Raw genomic sequence first — 23,212 nt, forward strand, 5'->3', positions numbered from 1 at the left:
GCCTAACATTTGTATAGTGCGCATGCGCGTTTATTTGGCAAAACGCGCATGCACATTTAATAAACCTATTATTTAAGCCTTACTAAAGTAAAGCTATTGATTTATAAGCACTCTATCAGAGTGGCATTGGATAAACGAGCACAAATATTTGCAAAGTGAGCATTGAAATTGATGCTTTATCAGAAGTAATCAGCAGCAGTCACTTATCGATTAGAAAAAGTAGGTCTACTGGCTGTTACTTATCTTTACTACCTATCATTTGAAACACGTTTTGGGGCATGAACGAGTTACCAGCATCAGATTTGAACTTCATCAGTATTGGCTCTGTTAATGAGAGTCGTCACTTCAATCTAATCTATTGCCTGCCGCAGGGATGTTCATGATGAACTGAATGTCGCGATCACATGGTCAATGATGTTCCCTACATCATAATGACATTTCCCATATCCCTATGGGGCAGATGTGAAAGAGCGACCTTTTGTGCAGATACAACTGCGAGACGCTGCATTCTTTATTTAAATCAAAAGGTCCCTGACAGCTCTGCCAAAACAAATAACATCCATGTTAAACGGCCAGTTCGGCATCCATGCCTCTCGCTCAGAGCATTCCACACAGTGAAACTTCGCCTTGTTTTGGAAGCTCGCTGCTGCATCTACACTGGGGTTATTGTCTCTTCGATTTGACTGTATTTGTGGCAACTAACTAGCTAAAAAACTCGAGTTGTATAGGTGTTTTGATCTTAGTAAGAATACACAGTTTGAATTGAGGTCATCGAGAAAAGGCCGTGAGCTTGGCATGGATGCCAAGCTAGCTTTCGTTAGGCCACGGATGGCCTATCGGAAGCGTTAGGGCTTTTCGATAATGACCGAAGGCGGCTAAAGATGAAGCCTAAAGCTGGATCAATCCCCGTTGAAAATATGCGCTTTTCAGCATTTTTCGTTAGGGGCGGCAGGGCCTAATTCTTTTACAGGGAGTATAGAGGGTATTGCTGTTGATACCCTCTTGGTCGGGTGTGGGTGGAAAAACCACGACCTTAATCCAAACGGAGTTTGGAAATTTACGCTCTAAATCAGGTGCCACGACCTTGATTTAGACTTTGATTAAGATTTGATTCAAATCTAGAAATCAATACCTGACTATAGCTGCAAACAAGCTTTGGGACACAAGCTTGGTAGGGCTTTACGAAAATACACCATATTGAATGAGGTTACGCCAGTGACTGGTTTAATGGCATTCATTGGTTTGATGAATGCCATCAGTGCTAACCCTTACACCGACTAACTACTTAATGCGTATCCGCCTTTAAGGTGAGCAACATTATCAAATCCTAAACGATGCATAGCTTGAGCTGCTACAAATGAGCGACTGCCACTGCGACAGACTAATACCCACTTACGATGCTTTTGCTGTTGCTGTTGTTGAATAAACTGCACTAAGCGAGTGAGCGGAACGTTTTCACTGGAATCTTCAGTGTGTTGCAGTGCGTACTCGTGAGGTTCTCTGATATCAATTAATGTGACTTCATCATTGGCTAAGGCATAGTTCAAACTCTGATGGTTATATTCAACAATAGCTTGCCCCGCTAACTGGCTGTCAGTTAATGCTCCGCACATAATTTCGCTGCCAGTTTGATCGCAAAGATGGCTGTCCAAATCGGCTTTTAACTTTTCAAACTCGTATACGTCGAGCTGTCCATTAAGGGTATTTCTTAAAAGTGGGTTACGTTGACATTCTGCGCTGAGATGAGTTGTAAACTCATTATTATAATCATGGCTAGCACATATAAGCGTATCACTACCAATCAAGCTATGTATCAACTTAAGGCTTGAGAACATGTCAGTTGCACTACTTGAATCAAAGTTTGTTCGACCTAAGCTGCCCATTAAAACGGTGTCGCCGCAAAAGGCGAACTGACACTGTTGTTTGATGTCGTTTTTATCCTTGAATGGACTGCATAGTAATAGCGTCATACTGTCATCGGTGTGGCCAGGTGTAGCGACTTTAACTAGCCATTGATGACCAATTTCAATGTATTGAAGTTGCGAATGCTGCAAACAAGCTTGTGGCCAACCTAATGCATCAGTTTGCTGAGTAGGTAGGTGCTTATCGGCTAAGAAAGTTCGGCCTGATTGATGGTCGGCGTGGCCGTGGGTGTCGATTACAGCCACCAGTTCCAACTGCTGGCATTGCAATAAGGTATCTAAGCGATCGTTTAGCTCTGGCAGTGGATCAATAATAAAGGCTTGTTTGCTTTGTTGGTCGGCGTATACCCAAGTGCAATTGGAGCCAAATCTTAGCTGCACTAAACCGTTGAGCGGCTGCTTTTCATCAATTTCACCATTGTCTAAAATCATACAGCTATGGGTTAATGCTTTGGCTGCAGAGGTGATGCGTTGACAGGCTTGATCAACTTCTGTCTGTGTAATTGCAGGACCAAATGACAATCGAATTGCTGATTCACTTTGCCAGGCAGGTAATCCCATGGCATCGAGTACAAAACTGCGAGTGACTTTTGATGAGCAAGCAGAGCCTGAACTAACACGAATGTTAGCCGCATCAAATAAATCCATGATTTCTTTACTGCTAAACCCTGAAATTGCAAAGTTAATTGTAGTTGGCACGCTGTTTTCAACGCTATGGTTATATACCACTTCAGGAAAAGCGGTATTTAACGTGTTCACTAATTGTGTTTGATAACCTCTTAGGGTATCGAGGCTAGCAAATACACTATCTTGCTCATTGAGTAACATTTCAAAAATGACGTTAATAGCTGCCATACCAGGTAGGTTTTCAGTGCCTGAACGCAAACCGCTTTCTTGGCCGCCACCAGCAATGATAGGGGTAAATGGTGCTGACTGACGTATATACACAAAGCCAATGCCTTTCGGTGCATACAATTTATGGCCACTAAAAGGGGCATAATCAATGGTAGTTTCCGCTAGGTTTAATGGGGTTTTCCCTAGCGCCTGCACACAATCAACCATCCAAAAAATATGTTTGTTAGCATGACGAATGACTTGTTCAAGTGCGAGCAAGTCCTGATAAACGCCAGTTTCATTATTTACCGCCATAGTACAAATCATTAATGCGCTTGGGGCTTCTTGTTCAATAAATTGCTTGTCTAAATTTCCCATCCCATCAACAGGAATCGCTTTAATGTCAGCATTGATGCCTAAGATTTGATTCCAGTGCTTTAATGATTCGGGCACTGCTTTATGCTCTGTGGCGCCATATAACAAACTATATTGTTTATCTGAATCAAGGGATTTTTTCGCTTCAACAAGGGCTGAGATAATCGCCGTTTGGATCCCTTCAGTCGCCCCGCTTGTGAATATCACATTACCTGTGTCTGCGCCGATGACTTTTCTGGCGTTAGCGCGAGTTTGCTCCATTAAATCTTTAGCTTTAAGCCCTGTAATATGGCTACTGCTTGGGTTGCCAAATAACACTTTCATACTGTTTACAGCCGCTGCTGCCGCTTGAGGCAATACAGGTGTTGTGGCATTGGCGTCTAAATATATTTGGCTCAGTGGTGATGTATTTTTCATAGGGTGCGACTCAATTCCATTGATTAGTTTATATAGCTTTTAGTTATAACTAATTTCTTGGGGTTATATTAGCAGGTTGTAAATATTGATCAAGATCACATTTTAATCAGGTTTAACTTTAGATTGAGCTCAGCTGAGGGCTGTTAGAGGGCTTAGGGTAATGGACGTGCGAATAGCTTTGAAACGGGCATGAAAAGGGCATGAAAAGGGGAGGTGTTTGATGCAGAAGTAAAAGCCTAGTTAAGCATTTTGAATGTAAACTTGATTAAAAACATCGTGATTAAGTTTAAAAAAATAAAGGCCACATTTTGTGGCCTGAAACTATTGCAGCTGTGATTAAGCATTTAAGCAAGATTAAATCTTTACTTTGATGACGACTTTTCTGACAGCGGTTGCAATATCTGAGGTGCCTGGCATATGCATATCGTCTGGGAAAAACAAGGCAAACATGCCCGCTTTTAGTGGAATAAATGCCGCTGTATCTTGATTAGATTCATAATCAAACTCAGTAAAATCATGTTCTTGATGATAAGGCGCCAGAGGTGTTTGGTTGGCAAGGGGCAAATAACCAAATTCTTCTTCACCACTGACAACATATTGCACATCAATATAACGCTGGTGGACTTCAAAAGGCTCAGTGTGTTTCGGTTTGGTATGATAGTCATTGACGATAACAAATATATCTTTGCCTTCAAGAGGGTAAGTACCCACTTCGGCGTTTGAAAAATCCGTTTCAGATAAATGAGTCAGCGCCTTGGCGAGTCTTGGGCTGAGTGAATGATATAGCGCATGGTTTGAAAGGCTATCGACGACCATAGTGGCTCTCTGATTTATTGATGATGCAATATTATTACTTATTCGCTAATTCAACGCCATGAAGATATGTCGATTCGCTATAGGCTATGAAGAGATTCAACCCTAAGGTGGTTTAACCCTATGACAAACTTAGTTAAGATGAATTTTAGACCCGTCGATTGTTGGGGGTTAACTGATCGTTTTTGCGGATGTTTTTGGTGTCGCAGAGATTAGATTCAGTTTGTATTGTCATGAAAAGATTTAAATACAGGAAGCGCAGTGACAGCATTACGATTACTTGCTGGTAAAACAGCTTATCAACAGATTGAAAAAAATGGCTTGTCGGCATCAATGTTTAGCCAGTTATTTGCAGCATCGGGTGGCCCTAAATGGATAGGGGTAGCTGGTCTGGACAAATATTTGTTTGGTGAGTTTTTTGCTGAAAGAAAAACACCGCTATATACCATGGGCGCGTCATCGGGCGCATGGCGTTTGGCTTGCTTAGCTCAAAAAGATCCCTTAGCAGCATATTCTCGGCTTGAAGATTTTTATATTGGTCAGCGATACGATCATGTCCCTAATCGACAAGAAGTGACTGAACAGGTTGAACGTATTATTAATGGTATTTTGGGTGAGCACGGCGCGATGGATATTGTGAATAACCGTATCATTCAAAGTCATTTTGTGGTGTGTAAGGCAAAGCATTTTAATGCCAGTCGCTCTAAAGGAAAGTTGGCGTTAGGGCTTGCTGCTACTGCATTAAGTAATGCGGTGAGTCGTCGAAGTTTAGCCTGGCACTTTGAACGAGTGGTGTTTAGTCATCAACAAGTAAAATCCCCTTTTTCACACCTAACTGACTTACCCACCGAACATGCTCAACTAACCCGTAATAATATTAATCAAGTTCTGCTGGCAACGGGATCTATTCCATTAGTATTAGCACCTGTTACACGCATAAATGGCATAAGTGATGGCGCTTACTATGATGGTGGTATCACTGATTACCATTTTGATATGCCAACACATTCACCTGAAGGCTTAAGTTTATATCCGCACTTTTATCCTCATATGAGTCCGGGTTGGTTTGATAAATCATTAAAATGGCGCCGAGCCAAAAAGCATTATCATAATGCCTTAATATTGACTCCTACTGCAGAGTTTTTGAAGTCATTGCCATATCAAAAGATCCCAGATCGAGAAGACTTTAAGCAGCTCGATAGCGATAGCCGTATTGCTTATTGGCGTGAGTCTTTAAAGCGAAGCGAAGTGTTAGGTGAGTTATTTGCTGATATTGTGGAGAAGCAATCGATAATGGACCACATTGAGTATCTGTAATTGGCATCGTTTATTGCTAAGTCGCTAAGAAGAGCGCTAAGAAGGCCGATAAGAAAGCCCATTAGATAGCGTAATTCCTCATTTAACATTACAGCTTACTTATGGTGCCATTAATAAGCCATTATTGGTGCTAATTTCATATATGCTGATTGGTGTTTATCCCTTTAATCTTCTGGCTTATATGCCACTCCCTTAAGCACCTTAAAAGTTATCTTCAGAGTTACTTTAGTAAAATTATGATCATTTACTGAAACTATTCCGTATTTTACCCTGTCTAATTATTAATCAACTTTGTTGTTTGTTTGGGTTGTTGCTATGTGATGACAAAATGAAGTTTACAGTGCTAATCATAAAGTTGTAATAGCGTTACCAAGCTGGAAAACTCAAACTTGGCTGCTAAACTTATTAAAGTCATCTAAGTGACAACTTGTTGATTTTTATTGGTCCTAGGTAGCGGTGGGCTACTTTTTCTACAGCATTCTTACTGGGTATACACCCCTAATAAATGGAATAACCAAGAAACGCTGTGGTCTGGAGGTTGCTATGCAAACGATAGAAATGGCGTTACTCATCCAAGAAGCAGTTTTGCTTCCTGGTGGTCGACAAGAGATGAGAATGGTTACACCAAATCAATTGTTAATGGTTGCTAATGTGCTGAAAGGGCATTATCGATTAGCATTAGCTGCGACGAAAAGTAGCTGTTTCCCTCCTTGTTACGACACGGCAACTGAGTGCGAGATTATCGACTTTAATCAATTGGAAGATGATTCGTTAAGTATTGTCGTCGAAGGCCGCCAAAGGGTTAAAATTCTTTCAGGTGCTCAACTCAGAGATCAAAGCTGGATTGCTCGCACTTTACCTTGCCAAAACTGGCAAAATGAACCCATTGGGGAAGAGTTCGAGATTATCAGCGCAGCACTTGAGCAGTTTTACGAAGTTAACCCAGACTTGCTCGATTTATACAATCAAGTTCACCTTGAGGATGCAACTTGGGTTAGCCAGCGATGGTTAGAAGTTTTGCCTATGTATAACAAAGACAAATTGCTATTGGTTGAACAACCCAACTGCCATAAAACCATGGATTTTGTTCTACAATTATTAAAGTCTCATGTGGATGTTTAATATTGGTCTCTTGCTTTTGTTGATTTTGTTTAGTTGCTCTGACATTGTTGGTTATACTGTTTAAAAGTGTCGCTAAAAGTATATTTACATGTCTGTAAAACTTGCTGCTAGAGCAGCTCAACCTTCCTATATTGTGTTACCACAGTCCAAAACAGCACCTTTAACGGTGTTAGAGTTTTTAGTGTCACACTTTCAACAAATTCCAGAATCTGTTTGGTTAAAACGTGTAGCTGACGGCAAAGTGCACTGGGCAGATGGTGAACTGATTGATCAACACACTCAATATCGAGGCGCGACACGGGTCTATTACTACCGTGAAGTTGAGGCAGAAACTAAAATTCCGTTTCAGCATAAAATACTCCATCAGGACGAACATTGTATATTAGTGTTTAAACCGCATTTTCTGCCTGTTACACCCAGTGGGAATTTTGTTAACGAGTGTCTGATTCATCGTTTGCGAATTGCTTCAGGTATAGACACGATTTCACCAGCACATAGGTTAGACAGACCAACGGCAGGGGTTATGTTAATGACAGTTAACCCTGAGTCTCGACATGCTTATCATTCATTATTTACTGATGGTAAGATAAATAAGCAATATCAAGCTATTGCACAGCTGACTCCAGAGTTACTTGCTCTTCATCAGCAAGACGGTTTATCGTTACCTATTAAGTGGTCGGTTAAAAACCGTATGGTGCGTTCAACGCCAAGTTTTTTAATGAAAATAACTGACGGTGAAGCGAATACGCATTCAGAAATTAGCTTGATCGCGATAAAAGGCACTCGAGGCTTGTTCGAACTCAGTCCCATAACAGGGAAAATGCATCAACTTAGAGTACATATGATGTCTTTAGGGATGCCGTTAGAAAATGATACTAATTATCCACAGCTGCAACCGAAAGCTGCTGATAATTTTGATAAGCCATTAAAGCTGGTGGCAAAATCACTTAGGTTTGTGGATCCGTTTAGTCAGCAAACAATGGCTGTGAGTTGTGAAGGCTACGATGCTGAGTTTGAATAGAAAGCTTGTAGTGTTTTTTTACTGATAGTTTTCAGTATACAAAGGGACGAAATAGCAAATGGAAAGAGTACAGTGCTATGTGGTATTCATTGTTAGTTTTTTTATTTTAAACATGGGGTTAAAAGCGTTAGATTATCAAATTGCTGACACTATGATTAAGCGTGACGCCCATATCTTATCTGAAAAATTAACCATGTACATTGAGGATACTGCTCAAGAGCTTAAAGCTTTACCGCAACTCGATGACAGCTATGCCTGCTCTGAAAGTAATGAAAAATTACTGACTATGTCGGTGTTTAACTCGACCTTTATTCGTTGGGTTGGCGTAATGGATGAGTTAGAAGTGATTTGCCACTCGCAAGCAATACCACGCCATGTGGAAAAGTTGGTAAGGCATAATATTGGACCGGATCTAAAACTCGCAGTCATAAACCAATCTCACTCAGATATACATGAATTGTTTTTAGCCCACGATCATGGTGATAAGCAATATGTGGCCAGTATCGTGCCTATGAATCCTCGCTACTTTATACCAGTAGACTGTAAAGCTTGTTTAGAATACACCATTACCATTGATGGCTTTCAAGATAACTTAACTGCAGTACCTGTGATGGAGTTTGGCTTTGAAGAGTTCGAGGGCGAGCACCTTATTATAGAAGAGGTGGTTCAGCAAAATGAATACTACATTGCTAAATTTAGCCTGACTGGAAACGAAGAATACCTTAAACAATATCAATCACTAAGCTGGGAATACCGTGCGCTGATTAGTTTTCTAATTGCGCTCGCGTTTACTGTTGCCTTTTGGTACCGCAAACAATCTCAAGGCTCAACCCGGGCGAATATAAAAAAGGGCATCAAGAACAAAGAGTTTATTCCGTTTTATCAGCCTGTGATTAACTCTCAATCGAATGAGATTGTCGGGGTTGAGGTACTAATGCGTTGGCGCCAATTTAATGGGGATTTAATTCCACCTAATCAATTTATTCCTTTTGCTGAGTCAGCAGGCTTAATTGTTGATATGACTTATTCGATGCTGAATGTGATGGTTGATGAGATGGAGATAACAGGCCAACAAGTTAGTCCATTATTTATCAGTATTAATATTGTTCCTGAGCATTTGGAAGATGACAAACTTTATCAATATATCAAGTCGTTAAAAGAGTCGGGGAAGCTTGGGAAACACAGAGTTTCACTAGAAATTACTGAGCGCCAACCCATCACTGATTTAGTTAAAGCCCGTGAAATGCTTGATAATTTTTATTCGATCGGCGTTGATTTAAAGTTGGATGATGCCGGTATGGGCTATGGCGGTTTTAGCTATGTACAAAAGTTAGGCATCAGTACCTTAAAAATTGATAAGGCTTTTATTGATACTATTGGCGTTAAAGATAACTTTAATGAGAAAACGCTTGATGCGATTATCTCTTTTGCTAAAAAATCTGGCTTAAGTGTTATTGCTGAAGGGGTAGAAACTGAGTCGCAAGTCAATTATTTATCTCAGCAAGGTGTAGACTTGATTCAAGGGTATTTTTTCTCTAAACCGCTAGATTCAAAAACGTTTTTTACAACCTATCATAACTCGTAATGGCTTTACCTGAGCTTGTCGTCTGTTCCGATTTTTATGACGGACTTTTTTATAGGTTGGATACATTTTAAGACTTTCGATGCATTGAAGTTGTTGTTGTCTCATTAAGTGCTAGAAAGTCCTTGGAATGTTTGGCTTGAGTAATGTTTAAGTAATGCTTAAGTGGATATATGACCTGTTTAAAGCGAATGATAAATAGTTATTTGTGCCGCACTATTGAGTCGTTAAACTGGATGTCATCTTGAATATTTGAGATACATGAAATGATAACGAAAGTAGCAAGTACTAGGGGGCTATCTTGAGTCAGAAATACTTAAATGCTTTCTCTGTTCCAATATCTATCCTCACTGGTGCTCTACTGGTGTCTGCACCTTCTAAATCCTTTGCTGATCAGTTGTATTTTAATTTTGATAACGATGTGATCATTGGTGCTGACGGTGACTACTCTAATGGTGTCGTTGTTGGCTGGCTTGCAACGCCAGCTACAGACTTTTCCCAAGCTCCGGCGCTTTTCAAATGGCAATCAGTCATCGCTTTTCCTCAGGAGTCGAGTCAGTCTCAATGGGGCGGGCAGTTTTATCATCGCATGTGGACACCAACTGAAATAGCCTATGACTATCCCCAGCCAAATGAGCGACCTTATGCAGGGTTATTAGAGCTAGAATCATTTACAGGGCAATTCAGCTCTTCATTGGCGCAAAAAAACTGGTTAAGCATTGGCGTGATGGGGCCAGCTTCTTTTGCTGATGAACTGCAAACCATTGTCCATAAAATTACAGGTTCTACCACGCCAAAGGGGTGGGATTATCAAATTGAAAACCAAGTGACGTTTCAATTTGCATATGAAGTTGACGCCTTGCTAAATCGCTGGCAAGCATTTGATAATAGTGAGTGGGATATCAGCGTATTTAACCACACGATGGCAGGTAATTTTCGCTCGCAATCCAGTGTGGGTTTAACCTTACGATGGGGTGATGATTTAGCTGAAACCTTCGGACAATTGTCTAGTCAGGCAGGGCATATGGGAGATTATGCTTCATATGCTAATCGTTATGGCAGCTGGCAGGCATATTTTCGAATGCAAGCGGGTTATCGTTTCAATGACTTAACCATTGAAGGTGACTTACCTTATGATTCTCCGTTGAATATTGAGAATCAGCAAGCACAAGCCAGTCTTGGTGTTATTTGGGCTTTTCCGACTTGGTCTGTCAGTTGGAGCTTTAATTATTACAGCAAAGAATATGAGTCCGATGTCGATGATTGGCATGGCTACGGCGTGATTAGCTACACTAAAGTGTTGTAATTCTTGTTATAAAAAAACGATGTATAAAGGCGCAGCATGATTCATCATGGTGCGCCTTTTCAGTCTATTACAGAGTTATTATGACTTAAGTTTTTTAGACCTGATTGTGCATGTCATTTAATGCTTGATGTAGCAAATCATCATCATTAGCCTGATTAGTATCACTCTGATCTGGTTGGTCATTTAAATTAGTTAATAATTCATCCTTGTGCTGCTGATGGTGCTCATCATCGAGTGGATTTTCAAAAGCATCGCCTTGGCTCACATCCAGCATATCTGCATCGACATTCTCAATGGTCATTTCAGGAACAGCTGGTAAATCGAGAGGGTCAATACCCGCTGTATTTGTCGGCGCTATGTCCGCCTGTGAAATACCTACCATATTTAAATAGTGATCAATCGGAGCTGTTGCAGAATGAGTGTTAGCAAAATCTGTCATCGTGTCGATATCAATTGAAGGAGTGTTATCAACAATCACTATTGATTCAGTATCGATATCAGGTTCTGGCTCGTCATGTTGAACCATTGTTTGCGAAACAACAGGTGCTTGAGGGGTAGGAAGAACATCAACGTCAATATGCTGTTGAACAGAGGCGCTATCGTTACCATCATGACTACTAGCGGTAACGCTTAAACTAAAATGGCCATGGTAGTTGTTATCTGGAATGACTTTAAGGTTGGTTAGCTCATTTTGCTGTAGAGTCCAGATACCATTATGTTCACTGCCAGCCGATAAAGATGCCCCAGAAGGCAAACCTGAAATTTCTACGGATAGAGTTTCATTGCTATCAGGACTCGCCACATTAATATTTAATGCTAGATCGGTATTTTCATTACCTTGTATTGCAAAGCTATCAAGCGGTGAAGAGAGGTCACCAACATGCTTAGTAAATATCATTGTAGGTGTATCAGCGTCAGGGGAAACATGGATGCTCATGGCATTATCGATTGCGACATGCCCATCCGACACTTGATAGGTTAGCCTTAAATTACCATTAAAATTAATTCCTGGATTAATAACCCAATGCTCGCCTTGTTGAACAATACTGCCTCCACCAATGAGCTGTAACTGACTGACATCAAGCTTATCTAGACCGTCTTTGTCCTCAACATTTGCAAGTAGATCGGCTTTATTGAGTGTAAGTAGATGATCTTCAATGACCTTAGTTGATAGAGCATGAGCAACCACAGGCACATCGTTAGTACCAATAATAACTAACTTCATTGCTTGGTCGACACTGTGCCCATGGCCATCGGTGGCAGTCACCATTATCGTTTCTTCAAGTCGTTCACCTTCGGCTAAAGCTTGCACTTTTGCGGCATTGTTGTGTGCTTGATATTGCCAACTACCATCAGCTGCTAAGGTTAAGTCGCCATATAATGGCTGGGTACTGGGTTGCAATTCCCAAGTGACACCATTGGCGACTTTGACATCATTAACAAGCAAGTCTAACAAACCATGTGATTGAGTGACTTTATCTTCAGTTACTACAGATGCTGATGCGCCAAATATTTGAGGCCCCGTTTTTCCATCACCTATGTGCACCGTGAGTGTTTCTTCACGGCTTGCGCCTGCTGAGTCAGTCACTTTTAATTGCACGCTTTCTGTGTGAATTTTGCCAGATGCAATCTCTTGTTCCATTTTGTCGCGCTCTGGGCCCGAATTAGAGAACGTAAACTCCCATCGGCCATCGGCATCGATATTAAAATTACCGATACCAGGTACGTCGATTTTATTGCTATGACCTGCAGTGAAATCAAGCGGGTGACTGACGCCTTGACTATCTATATATTCATAGGAAAGCGTATCGCCTTTATCCAGTTCTTCAATATTGATATAGCCAAACGAGTGGGTGTTAGTCATCGAACCTGTTGTTACTGAGCGGGAAATTTCAAAAGTCCCCGTCAATATGGGTGCATCGTTAGTACCGTGAATCCCCACATTGAGTACGGCATGTTTTATATCACCATGAGGATTGGTGTAAGTAACAAAGAAGTTGTCTGCTTGACGTTGACTTTCGGTCATCTGCTGTATGTCACTATGATTGTTATCTAAGGTATATTGATAACTACCATCGGCATTGATTTGCAGTGTGCCGTAATTTCCGTGCTGTACACCTATGCTGGTCACTGTGTTTGATCCGCCAATGGCGAATAAACTTCCTGATGCTGCAGTTTTAGTATCTTCTGCTGTGGCTGCAGTTTGTACGAGTGTTGATAAATCGGCTGAAACAATAATATTGCGTTCAGTGCTGGCAGTATCGCCAGTCGCTGTCGCAGCAACTTCGGCATGTACTTGATAGGCGTTATCGCTAATACTTGCAGTTTCAGCGGCAGGTATCACCACTTGCCAGTGGTTATTGTTTACTATGGCTGAGTAATGCTGACCAGCTAAAGTGATGTCGACATTGTCACCATCAGTAACATGGGTACAAGTACCTGAAACGGTTAAGGCTTGTAAATGCTCATTGTGATCGACCCAATCATCTTTTGAAATCGGCTCAATGGCAATGGTGGGCTTAGCTGTATCAATTGTGACCGAGTGCTGAATTTTGTGGAACGAACCGTCGGATTTAACCTCAAATATGACTAAAGTCCAAGTACCATCTGCCCGATCTTTACTACTGGCATCCAGTTGCCATTGACCATCTTGGCCCACTGTTGTTTTTAAACCATTTAATAAACCGGTGCCCATAATGGTGGCACCTGGTTCACCCGTGCCATAAACGACAAGGTGGCCATCACTGGTGACAAAGTCGCTATCGCTAACCCCTGTGTCGTGACCGAGACGAGTGATTGCTAAAGGTGGCACCACATCAATAATGGCTTTGGCATCGACTTGATTGTGGCCATCGGTCACTTTGAAATTAATGGCTAAATCATTGCCAACAAATCCTGCGTTAGCAACAAAGTTGAAACTACCGTCAGCATTGGTTGTAAACGTACCATGAGGTGACGAAAGGGAATTATCGACGATAGATAGCCCGGAAGCTAAGGTATCTACATCGGTCACGTTCGCCAGGAGTTCAGTGGCTTGAATAACATGAGGCCCCCCAGCTTCTGCTTGTCCTAAGTCAGTTACTACAGAGGTCGGTGCTGTATCACTTCCCACTAAAGTCACGCTGAGTTGTTGCTCGGTACCATCTATGGTTTTGACAGTAACAATTTCAGTTGCACTGTTGCCTTGAGTTAAGGTTTGTGCAGTCGAGTTAGGCGTGAAGCTCCATTGGCCACTTTCACTAACAGTGAACTCACCGTTGGCAGTGGGGAGAACTTGAGCCACAAAGTGTGCTTGGCTGGGATCAGTATCTGTAATGGTTAGCTGACCTGTAATTGAAGTAACTTCATCAGTATTACCTTGTGTATCCCCTCCAATAATTGCATTAGGTGTAGGTTTTGTCGGATCTAAAATAACCGTTGAGTCACTTGATGCTATTTGAATAGCACCATCAGGACCAGTGGTTTCTACCATTGTCACTATGTGCATATTATCGGTAGATCCCGCAGGCAGTTGAGCGGATAAATGTGCTTGATCCCAGCCTTGTAAATCAATTGCTTCCGAGACTCTCGTCACTGTATGACTATGGCTGTGTCCATCGGTAAGCACTGTACCAACAACAAACCCTTTTATAGAAACGTTAGTTACATGATCAGATTGATCGACAGGAGCTCCTGGTGTTATCGCTAATTTAAGTGTTGCCCCAGGGTTTGGCGACGCAATAGCAGTATCTACTTCAACTGTTTTACCTGTGACACTACCTACAGTTTGATAATGATAATTACCGGTAGCATCATTAAATTGGCCATTTTCCATACGGATGTCAGTGAGTAGCCTAGCGTCACCATCTAATAAGTTACTTAATGGCGCTTGTTGTAATTGATCAGTAGGAATAGCATCTTTAGCTATAGCGACATTAAACATTTTACCGGTAAAGGCATCACCTGTACTAAAGCCCCCACCAAAGCTGTCTTGATCGTTACCCAATGCAAATTTACCACCGTCTTGGATAACCGCACCTTTACCAACTCCATCCATATGTTTAGCGAGCTGACCATCTATCAACACGTCTAGTGTGCCCTGCTGGCCATCCCAGCTAAAGGTATAGCGATGATCCAATCCATCTGTCGCTAGTGGCACGGCAGTGTTGTACTCATGTCCCCCGACTCTAAAAGTTAAATCTTTACCTGATTCAGCATTCCAAATATACATATGATTAGAATCAGATGGCGTACCGTAAGAAATCAACGTTGCACCGTGGGTACCAGTGGATGCTACCTGTGTACCACCTAAAATGGTCATATCAACGGTTAAAGCGTGCATTGCACCGCCTGCTGAGATGGTATCGGTATTAACCACACCAGAAGCTGAATGAGCAGCAAAGTCCATTACTTGCTGTTCAGCGGAAACCACTAACTGTGGCGCTGCTTTATCTGTTACTGACGAGATGTCCAACGTGCCGTGTGCCGTGGTTTCCTCAGTACCGTCTGAAACCTTAAGCGTCACAGCTAAGTTATCACCATGTACATTTGCAGATGGTGTAAGCAGCCATGAGCCATCCGGTTGTTTGGCGAAAGTACCTGATGCAGCATCAATGTCGACATCGGTAATGGTTAAGCTATCGTGATTAACATCTGTTGCCCCAACAAGCTGAAGTAAATCTGCTTCGCTGAACGAAATCGCGGTATCTTCTGCCGTAGTCCCTAAATCAACAGGAAGAGCAGCCGTCGCGGTGACCGCAGGCGGCGTGTTATCCACCGTGACCGTACTCGTTGTTATGCCAAAATCATGTGATGCGCTACCATCAAAGCCAGTAACATGCACTTCAATATTTGCAGAGCCTTTAAAGCCATCCGGCGGAATCACTTTAATGGTGTTTAATTGGTTCCCGTTATGACCAACCTGAGTGTCATCACTATCCCAGGTACCAGAAGAGTCTTTTATATGCCAACCTGAAGGTATGGTTACACTGAATTGAAAAGTCTCCGACGTATCAAGGCTACTAACACCTATAGGTACAGCAATGCCGGCAAGCATATCTGTTGGGGTAACATGAACATCATGTGAAGTGACCACCATATCTACAACAGGATTAATGTGTACATTGAGGTTGGTTGAACTTACCGACTGCTCACCCGTTTGCTCTGTTGATGTGGCTGTAATATGTAAAGCTATTGTGCCAGACCATTGCGCTTCTGGCGTAACCGTTAATCCTTGCAGCTGAGCAGGCGTTAGTGTCCAAGAGCCATCAGCATTTTTAGTACCCGCACTTAAACTTGCACTTGCAGGCACACCTTCAATCAGCAGCGATTGTGTTTCACTTGCATCGGCATGAATATTAAGATTGATACCTAGCGCCACTGCGCCACTGTCTTCGTCCACACTAATATCACTGCCGCTTAAGGTAGAGGTTTCAGCGACAGGGGTAATGTTGATGCGAAGGTCGCTATCTGTGGTGGCGACATCAGTACCATCGGTTGAGATTGCAGTTACGGTTAAGTTTAACTGGCCAGAATAGTCTTGAGGTGGAGTTAAGGTAAGCCCTGATAACTCAGCTTGTTGTACTGTCCAAGTGCCATCATGATTATCAGTACCTGCTGATAATATTGAACCGCTTGGTAAGCCGCTTATGGAGACTGATAAATCTTCACTACTATCAGGTGATGCAACGGTAATATGCAAATCAATAACACTATCTTCAGTCACTTCGGCTGTTTGATAAGTGCTGCCCGTGCCAGTAGAAACCTCACGGTCAACATGAAGCGTTAATCTGCATATTGAAGTAACAGAATCTGCCATTCCAGCTGATGTATAGTCATCGCCCTGACCTGCAACAAAGCACCAATCCATACTCATAGGGGCTCCACTGGCAAACACAAGGCTAATATGTTGAGCATTTTGATACGTTGTAAAATCTAAACCAGGGAATTCAACCCCTCCACCAAGATAGGTTGGCACAAAATTGGGGTTTGCGCTGTAATCTTTACCGTCAACATTGATACCTGTAATCAAATGCGGATCGATACCATCAGGAGAAACTAATGCAACTTTGCTAACCCAAAAATCACTACTTACATCGCCTTGATAGGCATTCCGGCCATCATCAGTGAAAGCTGCATCAACCGTATCTAGTATTTGGGTACTACTATCTGTGTGTGACGCCAACGGCACAGCACCTAAACTAACACTGATGCTAGGAGCATCAGCTACACCACTGACGTTTATGGATGCATGAGCTGTAGTGGTAGCACTACCATCATTTACTTGAATCGTTAGTGGTAACTGTGAACCAGAATAATCTGCTGCAGGCGTAAACGTCCAACTACCATCTGGTTGTTTAGCAAAAGCACCATATTGTGCATCAATGCTGACATCGCCAACATGCAGAGTATCTGTTGTATCGATATCTGCAGCGCCAACAAGGTTGAGTAATTGTGCTTCAGTGAAACTCATTGCGGTATCTTCCGCTGTTGTTCCAAGGCTGGCTTCGTGACCTACAATTGACGTAACCGTGGGGGCGTCATTAGTGCCATAAACTGCAGCTGTTAATTGCTGTTGAGTACCATCAGCACTGTGTACTGTAATAGTGTCGGTGATTTTTTCCCCTTCACCTAAGCTATTAATTTTGGCGCTGCTACTATCAGCTTTAAAGTACCATTCGCCTGAAGCATGTAAAATGAACTGGCCTATATTGTTATCACCGCTGACCCAAGCTCCATTACTGTGGGCATCAGTGGTACCAGTTGCCCCAGTTGGAATAAAATAATTCTGACTGCTATCTGGATCTGTCACCTGTAGTGTCATCTTGTCTGATGACAACATGTGTCCTCCGGGTTGAATACGGACATCTTCAGTCATATGTGTACGTTGATCGGTGCTGATATGACCCGATATCTGCGCAGTATCGTCTGTGCCTGTTATGGTAATTGTCGCGTTTTGAGCGACCTGACCACCGTGACTATCTTTAACGTTATAACTTACGGTGATGGTTTCGTTTTCACCCGCAGATAGATGTTGAAATTCAGCAGCATTAGCATTGATAACTAAGGTATGCCCATCTTTACCTAAGGTTAAAAAGTCAGGTTTGCTAACGCTTTGGCCAGCTGCGCCTATTTGATATTGAATATCACCTACAGACAATACTTCTCCGCTATCAACATCAGTGGCACCGTGAAGCAGGTCAATCGCTCCCATACCTGAGTCTTCTGCTTTACTACCAGTTACCGGATTCGAGACCTCTGGTGGAGAGTTTACAAATAATGTCACCGCCTTAGTTGTTGATTCTGATTCTCCCCCCGCTGAAGCAGTTGCGGTGACATTAAAGTGTAAATCACCATGAAAATTGGCATCATGCAAATCTAGCTCAAGCCCTTTCAGATCTGACTGATGTAATACCCACATTTTGGCGATTGCATCATGAGTGCCGTGATTTAAAGTCGCAGCATCAGGTAAGCCACTAATTTTTATTAATAAGTCTTCATTATCACCACCAGTATCAGTGGTAGCAACATCAAGGTTTAGCGCCATTGAGCTGCCTTTCTGCGCATCAGGAGCAGTCGCATTTAAAATAGGTTGGTCAATCGAGCCTTGAATCGTAATGGTCACATTGGTAGTAACAGAGGTGCCGTCGGTAGATGTTGACGTCACTGGGATAATTTCAGTTAATGTTTGATGCACGCCAAGGTGGTTAACATCCTGATTATTGTTATCTAAGGTGTAATGATATTGTCCGTTGGCATCAATCGAGAAATGACCATATTGGGTTGCATGATTGGCTTGCGCGGTAATTGTTGCTGTATCACCATGATCAACGTCTGTAGTTCGTAATTCACCATCAATGGTAGTTTGCGCTGAATCTTCTTTGAGCTCAGTATTGAGACCCGCGGGGGTAATATTCTTAACATCATGACCATTAACTTGAAAAACCGTTTCAGCTGAATGTTGCCCTGCACTATTTTCAACATGTAGCGTATGTTCACCATCGTTTAATTGGCTAGCAGCCACTTCCCAGTGACCATTACTATCAGCCACTACGCTAGCAATTTTACTGGTGCCATCCATAACATTAATTGTTTCACCAGGGTTAGCACTTCCGCTGTATGCAGTGCCCCCAGGATGTAAATTCTGATAACTGTGATAGTACAAATAATCGACTTCCGATCCACCACCAGTACAAACACGGTTAATAATACCAATAGTTTGATGTCCAGCAGAGTCTTCAAATACAACTATGCCGCCGCTCCAGACATTACCATGCCCACTAGCGCCACCAGAGCCAGTATTTACCGTGTCTGGAATGCCGTTAGTATGCCACCAATCGTGGTTATCCACTCGATTGTAACCACCTGTTCCACTGTGGGATGTTGAGGTGGTTGCAGGAGTGGTTATCCAGTTATGATCCGAGCCTGGCTTATATAGCCCAACAAGTTTAACCCCAGAGCCAACCCCTGTTATATCGGTTCCCCAGCGTGCCACATTTTCAGCATCCGTGGCCGCAACATCAATGTTGGCGCCAGTTGGATTTGAGATAATATCCACATCTTGTAACTTTAACGTACTCGAGGTGCCTGCAGGTGCTGCATGAGCAGATTCTATAATGGGTTTATCATTAGTACCTTTAATCGTTATATCAACGGTTTGTTTACTACCATCGCTTGCAGTAAACGTATGATGGTCAATTACAGCTGATTCATCGGGATCTAACTGCTGTACTTTGCTTTCATCAAGTGTGTAGGTCCATTGGCCATTGTGCATTTCAATATGGCCATAGGTGGTTGCTGTTGATGCCACATCTACAAATGTAGGGTTTTGCCCTGTGTCGACATCGGTAATGGTTAATTGCCCAGTCGCCGTTGTTGTGTCACCTATATTTGCTTCATCTACATTGCCTTGAGTATCGCCACCGATGACAGAAGCATCATCTGTGGCTGTGATGTGTAAAGTGTTGCTTGCTTTGGCTGAATCTACATGGCCATCATTGACGGTATATTTGAACTGCACATCACCGTTAAAGTCTTTGGCTGGAATGAACTGCAGCTTGCTAATATCAGCTGTGGCTATACTTTGGCCTGCGGTAATATCGTGTCCATCTAAAACAAACTTGCCTTCAGTTGTTGGTGGTAGATCGGTGATTGCGATGGAATGCAGCGTATCGCCAGAGTCGATATCGCCAAACCCAAACTGACTAGCTTGCATTTGGTAGTGGGTATCCTCAGTACCATTAGACAAGGTCACAATATTTGCAACAGGCGCATCATTAGTACCGATAACGTTGATATTGAGGTCGAAAGGTGTGCCATCTTTACTGTGAACACGATAGGTCACAACTTCGGTTTGACCTTCAGCAAGGTGCTGTAAATTAGCATTGTTAACGCTATATCCCCAGTTACCAGCGCTATCAATGCGTAAATGGCCATTGAAGGGATCGTGTATGCGTGTTTCACCAAATTGACTGTACTGAAAAGAGTTTTCACCGCTGTCTGGGTCAACAACTTGCAGCCTACCATTGGCTAATTCTGTTGTAATACCTTGATTATGACTGCCGTTTGAACCATCTTCTGTGATATTTTCGCTGGTTACTTCGGTAATAATGGCCGCATCACGCACTGCACTGAGTGATGTTGTTGCGCCAGTATGCGTGACACCGCCATGGGCATCTTTAACGTCATAACTAAAGTGTACTTGGCCGTTATAGTCTTTTTCTGGCGTAAACGTATAAGTGCCGTCTTTGTTATCTAGGATTGAACCATGGTCGGAAACTAAGTTTTCAATAGTAAGTTTACCTGCATCATTGGCATCGACATCAACTGTATTCGTTAGTAAATCGGCTTTGGCGAAAGTAAGCGCTGTATCTTCTGTACTTGTGGAAAGTGTCACTTCAGAACTGATATAAGGTCTATCGTTATCGCCATGAATGGTAATAACAATGTCGTGGGTAGTACCATCTTTTGATTGGATAGTTATTGTATCAGTTAATGTTTGTCCTTCTCCGAGTTTATCTATAGTTGAACCGATAGTTGTTTTTCTATTGCCGACCCAATCTACGCTGCCAACCGTCACGTCGTAGTGCCAAGTTCCATCACTGTTTAACAATAAATGTCCATATTGTCCGTGATAAGAGTTATTCCAAGCTCCGCCTTTAGGGTCAAACTGAGATTCACCAGTATCTGGATCAACAATATTCAACTTGCCATCAGCTGTTAATGCAGATTGTCCCAGTTTCGCCATGCCAGGCTGTGCGTAATCTGGTGACATATCACCAAAGCTGCCATGGCCTTCATCAACGTCACCTGTTGAAATTCCAGTAATTACAGCCTTATCGTCGGTACCGTTAATGGTGACAGAGATTTTTTGTTCAGTGCCATCGACGCTGTGAACGATTAAAGTATCGGTTAGTGATTCGCCAGTTTTAAGGCCTTGAATCGCTGGTTGAGAATTATCAGCGGTATAGGTCCAATGGCCTAGTTCGTTCAAAGAAAGCGAACCAAATTGACCTTGTTGCACAGTGGCCTGGAATTGGTTTTGACCACTATCAACATCAGTAACGGTTAATGCGCCATCGACATGAAGTTGTCCTTGGTGGACGTCTTTGTCTTCGGTTAATTGTGCTGAACTTGTACCACCAATGACCGCTTTATCATCAGTGCCGTTGATAGTGACTGAGATTTTTTGCTCTGTGCCATCAACAGAATGAACTAATAAAGTATCGGTGAGTGACTCGCCTGTTTTAAGGCCTTGAATGTTCGGCTGCAAGTTATCGGCGGTATAGGTCCAATGGCCTAAATTGTTAATAGATAACGTGCCGAACTGACCTTGCAATGATGTCGCTGAAAACTGAGCTTGGCCGTTATCTAAATCTGTAACAGTGAGGGCACCGTCAACATGCAGTTGTCCTTGATGGACGTCTTTATCTTCGGTTAATTGTGCTGAACTTGTACCAGAAATGACCGCTTTATCGTCAGTGCCGTTGATAGTGACAGATATTTTTTGTTCAGTGCCATCGACGCTGTGAACGATTAAAGTATCGGTGAGTGATTCGCCAGTTTTAAGGCCTTGAATCGCTGGTTGAGAATTATCAGCGGTATAGGTCCAATGGCCTAGTTCGTTCAAAGAAAGCGAACCAAATTGACCTTGTTGCAGAGTGGCTTGAAATTGATTTTGCCCATTATCAACATCTGTAACAGTGAGTGCGCCATCAACGTGCAGCTGTCCTTGATGGACGTCTTTGTCTTCGGTTAGTGAAGCTGTAGCTATACCGCCAATAACCGCCTTATCGTCAGTGCCATTAATGGTTACTGAGATTTTCTGCTCTGTACCATCGACAGAATGAACTAAAACTGTATCGGTAACCGACTCGCCTGTTTTAAGGCCTTGAATGTTCGGCTGCAAGTTATCGGCGGTATAGGTCCAATGGCCTAAATTGTTAATCGATAACGTGCCGAACTGACCTTGCAATGATGTCGCTGAAAACTGAGCTTGTCCGTTATCAACATCAGTCACGGTGAGGGCACCGTCGACATGCAGTTGTCCTTGATGGACGTCTTTGTCTTCAGTTAGCTGTGCCGTTGAAGTGCCAGCGATCACGGCTTTATCGTCGGTACCGTTAATGGTCACAGAGATTTTTTGTTCTGTGCCATCAACAGAATGAACTAATAAAGTATCGGTGAGTGACTCGCCTGTTTTAAGGCCTTGAATGTTCGGCTGCAAGTTATCGGCGGTATAGGTCCAATGACCTAGTTCATTTAAAGAAAGCGAACCAAATTGACCTTGTAAAACATTGGCTTGGAATTGGTTTTGTCCTGAATCGATATCGGTTACGGTGAGGGCGCCATCAACATGCAGTTGTCCTTGATGGACGTTTTTGTCTTCGGTTAATTGTGCAGTGCTGGTTCCTGCAATAACGGCTTTATCATCAGTGCCGTTGATGGTCACAGTAACTTTTTGCTCGGTGCCATCGACCGAATGAACTATGAGGGTATCCGTTAATGACTCACCCGTTTTCAGACCTTGAATAGTCTGGTGTGAATTGTCTGCTGTATAAGTCCAGTGACCTAGGTTATTGATCGACAGTGTACCGAATTGGCCTTGCAAAACGTTCGCTTGGAACTGATTTTGCCCATTATCAACATCAGTAACAGTAAGTGCGCCATCAACATGAAGTTGCCCTTGATGAACATCTTTGTCTTCGGTTAATTGTACTGAACTTGTACCACCAATGACCGCTTTATCATCAGTACCGTTGATGGTTACTGTAACTTTTTGTTCGGTTCCATCAACGCTGTGAACGATTAAAGTATCGGTGAGTGATTCGCCCGTTTTCAGCCCTTGGATGGCAGATTGAGAATTGTCAGCAGTATAGGTCCAATGACCTAGTTCGTTCAAAGAAAGCGAACCAAATTGACCTTGTTGCACAGTGGCCTGGAATTGGTTTTGTCCGTTATCAACATCAGTCACGGTGAGGGCACCGTCGACATGCAGTTGTCCTTGATGGACGTCTTTATCTTCG

At 42.6% G+C, this 23,212-nt stretch carries 8 protein-coding genes; 5 read left to right on the forward strand and 3 right to left on the reverse strand.

Going from position 1 to position 23,212, the window contains the following annotated elements; genetic code table 11:
* Positions 1-1,277 precede the first annotated feature (1,277 nt).
* Positions 1,278-3,548, reverse strand: coding sequence for an aminotransferase class V-fold PLP-dependent enzyme (locus tag L2737_RS14630; protein ID WP_248956191.1), 2,271 nt, complete (start codon positions 3,546-3,548; stop codon positions 1,278-1,280).
* Between the two features lie 354 nt (positions 3,549-3,902).
* On the reverse strand, positions 3,903-4,364 hold the full coding sequence (locus L2737_RS14635) for a NanQ anomerase/TabA/YiaL family protein (RefSeq protein WP_248956192.1): 462 nt from the start codon (positions 4,362-4,364) through the stop codon (positions 3,903-3,905).
* 258 nt (positions 4,365-4,622) lie between these two features.
* Here L2737_RS14635 and L2737_RS14640 point away from each other — a divergent pair, with 258 nt between their 5' ends.
* From L2737_RS14640 to L2737_RS14660, 5 genes are all read left to right on the forward strand, one after another.
* Positions 4,623-5,678, forward strand: coding sequence for a patatin-like phospholipase family protein (locus L2737_RS14640; protein WP_248956193.1), 1,056 nt, complete (start codon positions 4,623-4,625; stop codon positions 5,676-5,678).
* 543 nt (positions 5,679-6,221) lie between these two features.
* Positions 6,222-6,800, forward strand: coding sequence for an LON peptidase substrate-binding domain-containing protein (locus L2737_RS14645; protein WP_229371235.1), 579 nt, complete (start codon positions 6,222-6,224; stop codon positions 6,798-6,800).
* 88 nt (positions 6,801-6,888) lie between these two features.
* The gene (locus L2737_RS14650; protein WP_248956194.1) at positions 6,889-7,821 is read left to right on the forward strand and encodes a pseudouridine synthase; all 933 of its coding nucleotides are present in this window, start codon (positions 6,889-6,891) and stop codon (positions 7,819-7,821) included.
* A gap of 58 nt (positions 7,822-7,879) precedes the next feature.
* A complete protein-coding gene (locus L2737_RS14655) occupies positions 7,880-9,406 on the forward strand; it encodes an EAL domain-containing protein (protein WP_248956195.1) in 1,527 nt (508 codons plus the stop codon).
* 298 nt (positions 9,407-9,704) lie between these two features.
* Complete coding sequence (locus L2737_RS14660) at positions 9,705-10,709, forward strand: lipid A deacylase LpxR family protein (RefSeq protein WP_248956196.1); 1,005 nt, start codon at positions 9,705-9,707, stop codon at positions 10,707-10,709.
* A gap of 94 nt (positions 10,710-10,803) precedes the next feature.
* Here the strand turns inward: L2737_RS14660 and L2737_RS14665 are convergent, their stop codons facing one another.
* Positions 10,804-23,184, reverse strand: a complete 12,381-nt coding sequence (locus L2737_RS14665; protein ID WP_283108363.1) for a VCBS domain-containing protein — start codon at positions 23,182-23,184, stop codon at positions 10,804-10,806.
* Positions 23,185-23,212: the final 28 nt, after the last annotated feature.

Source organism: Shewanella electrodiphila (assembly GCF_023283985.1).
In the GTDB taxonomy this organism is placed as follows: Bacteria; Pseudomonadota; Gammaproteobacteria; order Enterobacterales; family Shewanellaceae; genus Shewanella; species Shewanella electrodiphila.

What these genes read in the sequence shown, in the direction of transcription:
- L2737_RS14630 (WP_248956191.1), bottom strand. Translation starts at nt 3,548, where the DNA reads ATGAAAAATACATCACCACTGAGCCAAATATATTTAGACGCCAATGCC.
- L2737_RS14635 (WP_248956192.1), bottom strand. Translation starts at nt 4,364, where the DNA reads ATGGTCGTCGATAGCCTTTCAAACCATGCGCTATATCATTCACTCAGC.
- L2737_RS14645 (WP_229371235.1), top strand. Translation starts at nt 6,222, where the DNA reads ATGCAAACGATAGAAATGGCGTTACTCATCCAAGAAGCAGTTTTGCTT.
- L2737_RS14650 (WP_248956194.1), top strand. Translation starts at nt 6,889, where the DNA reads ATGTCTGTAAAACTTGCTGCTAGAGCAGCTCAACCTTCCTATATTGTG.
- L2737_RS14655 (WP_248956195.1), top strand. Translation starts at nt 7,880, where the DNA reads ATGGAAAGAGTACAGTGCTATGTGGTATTCATTGTTAGTTTTTTTATT.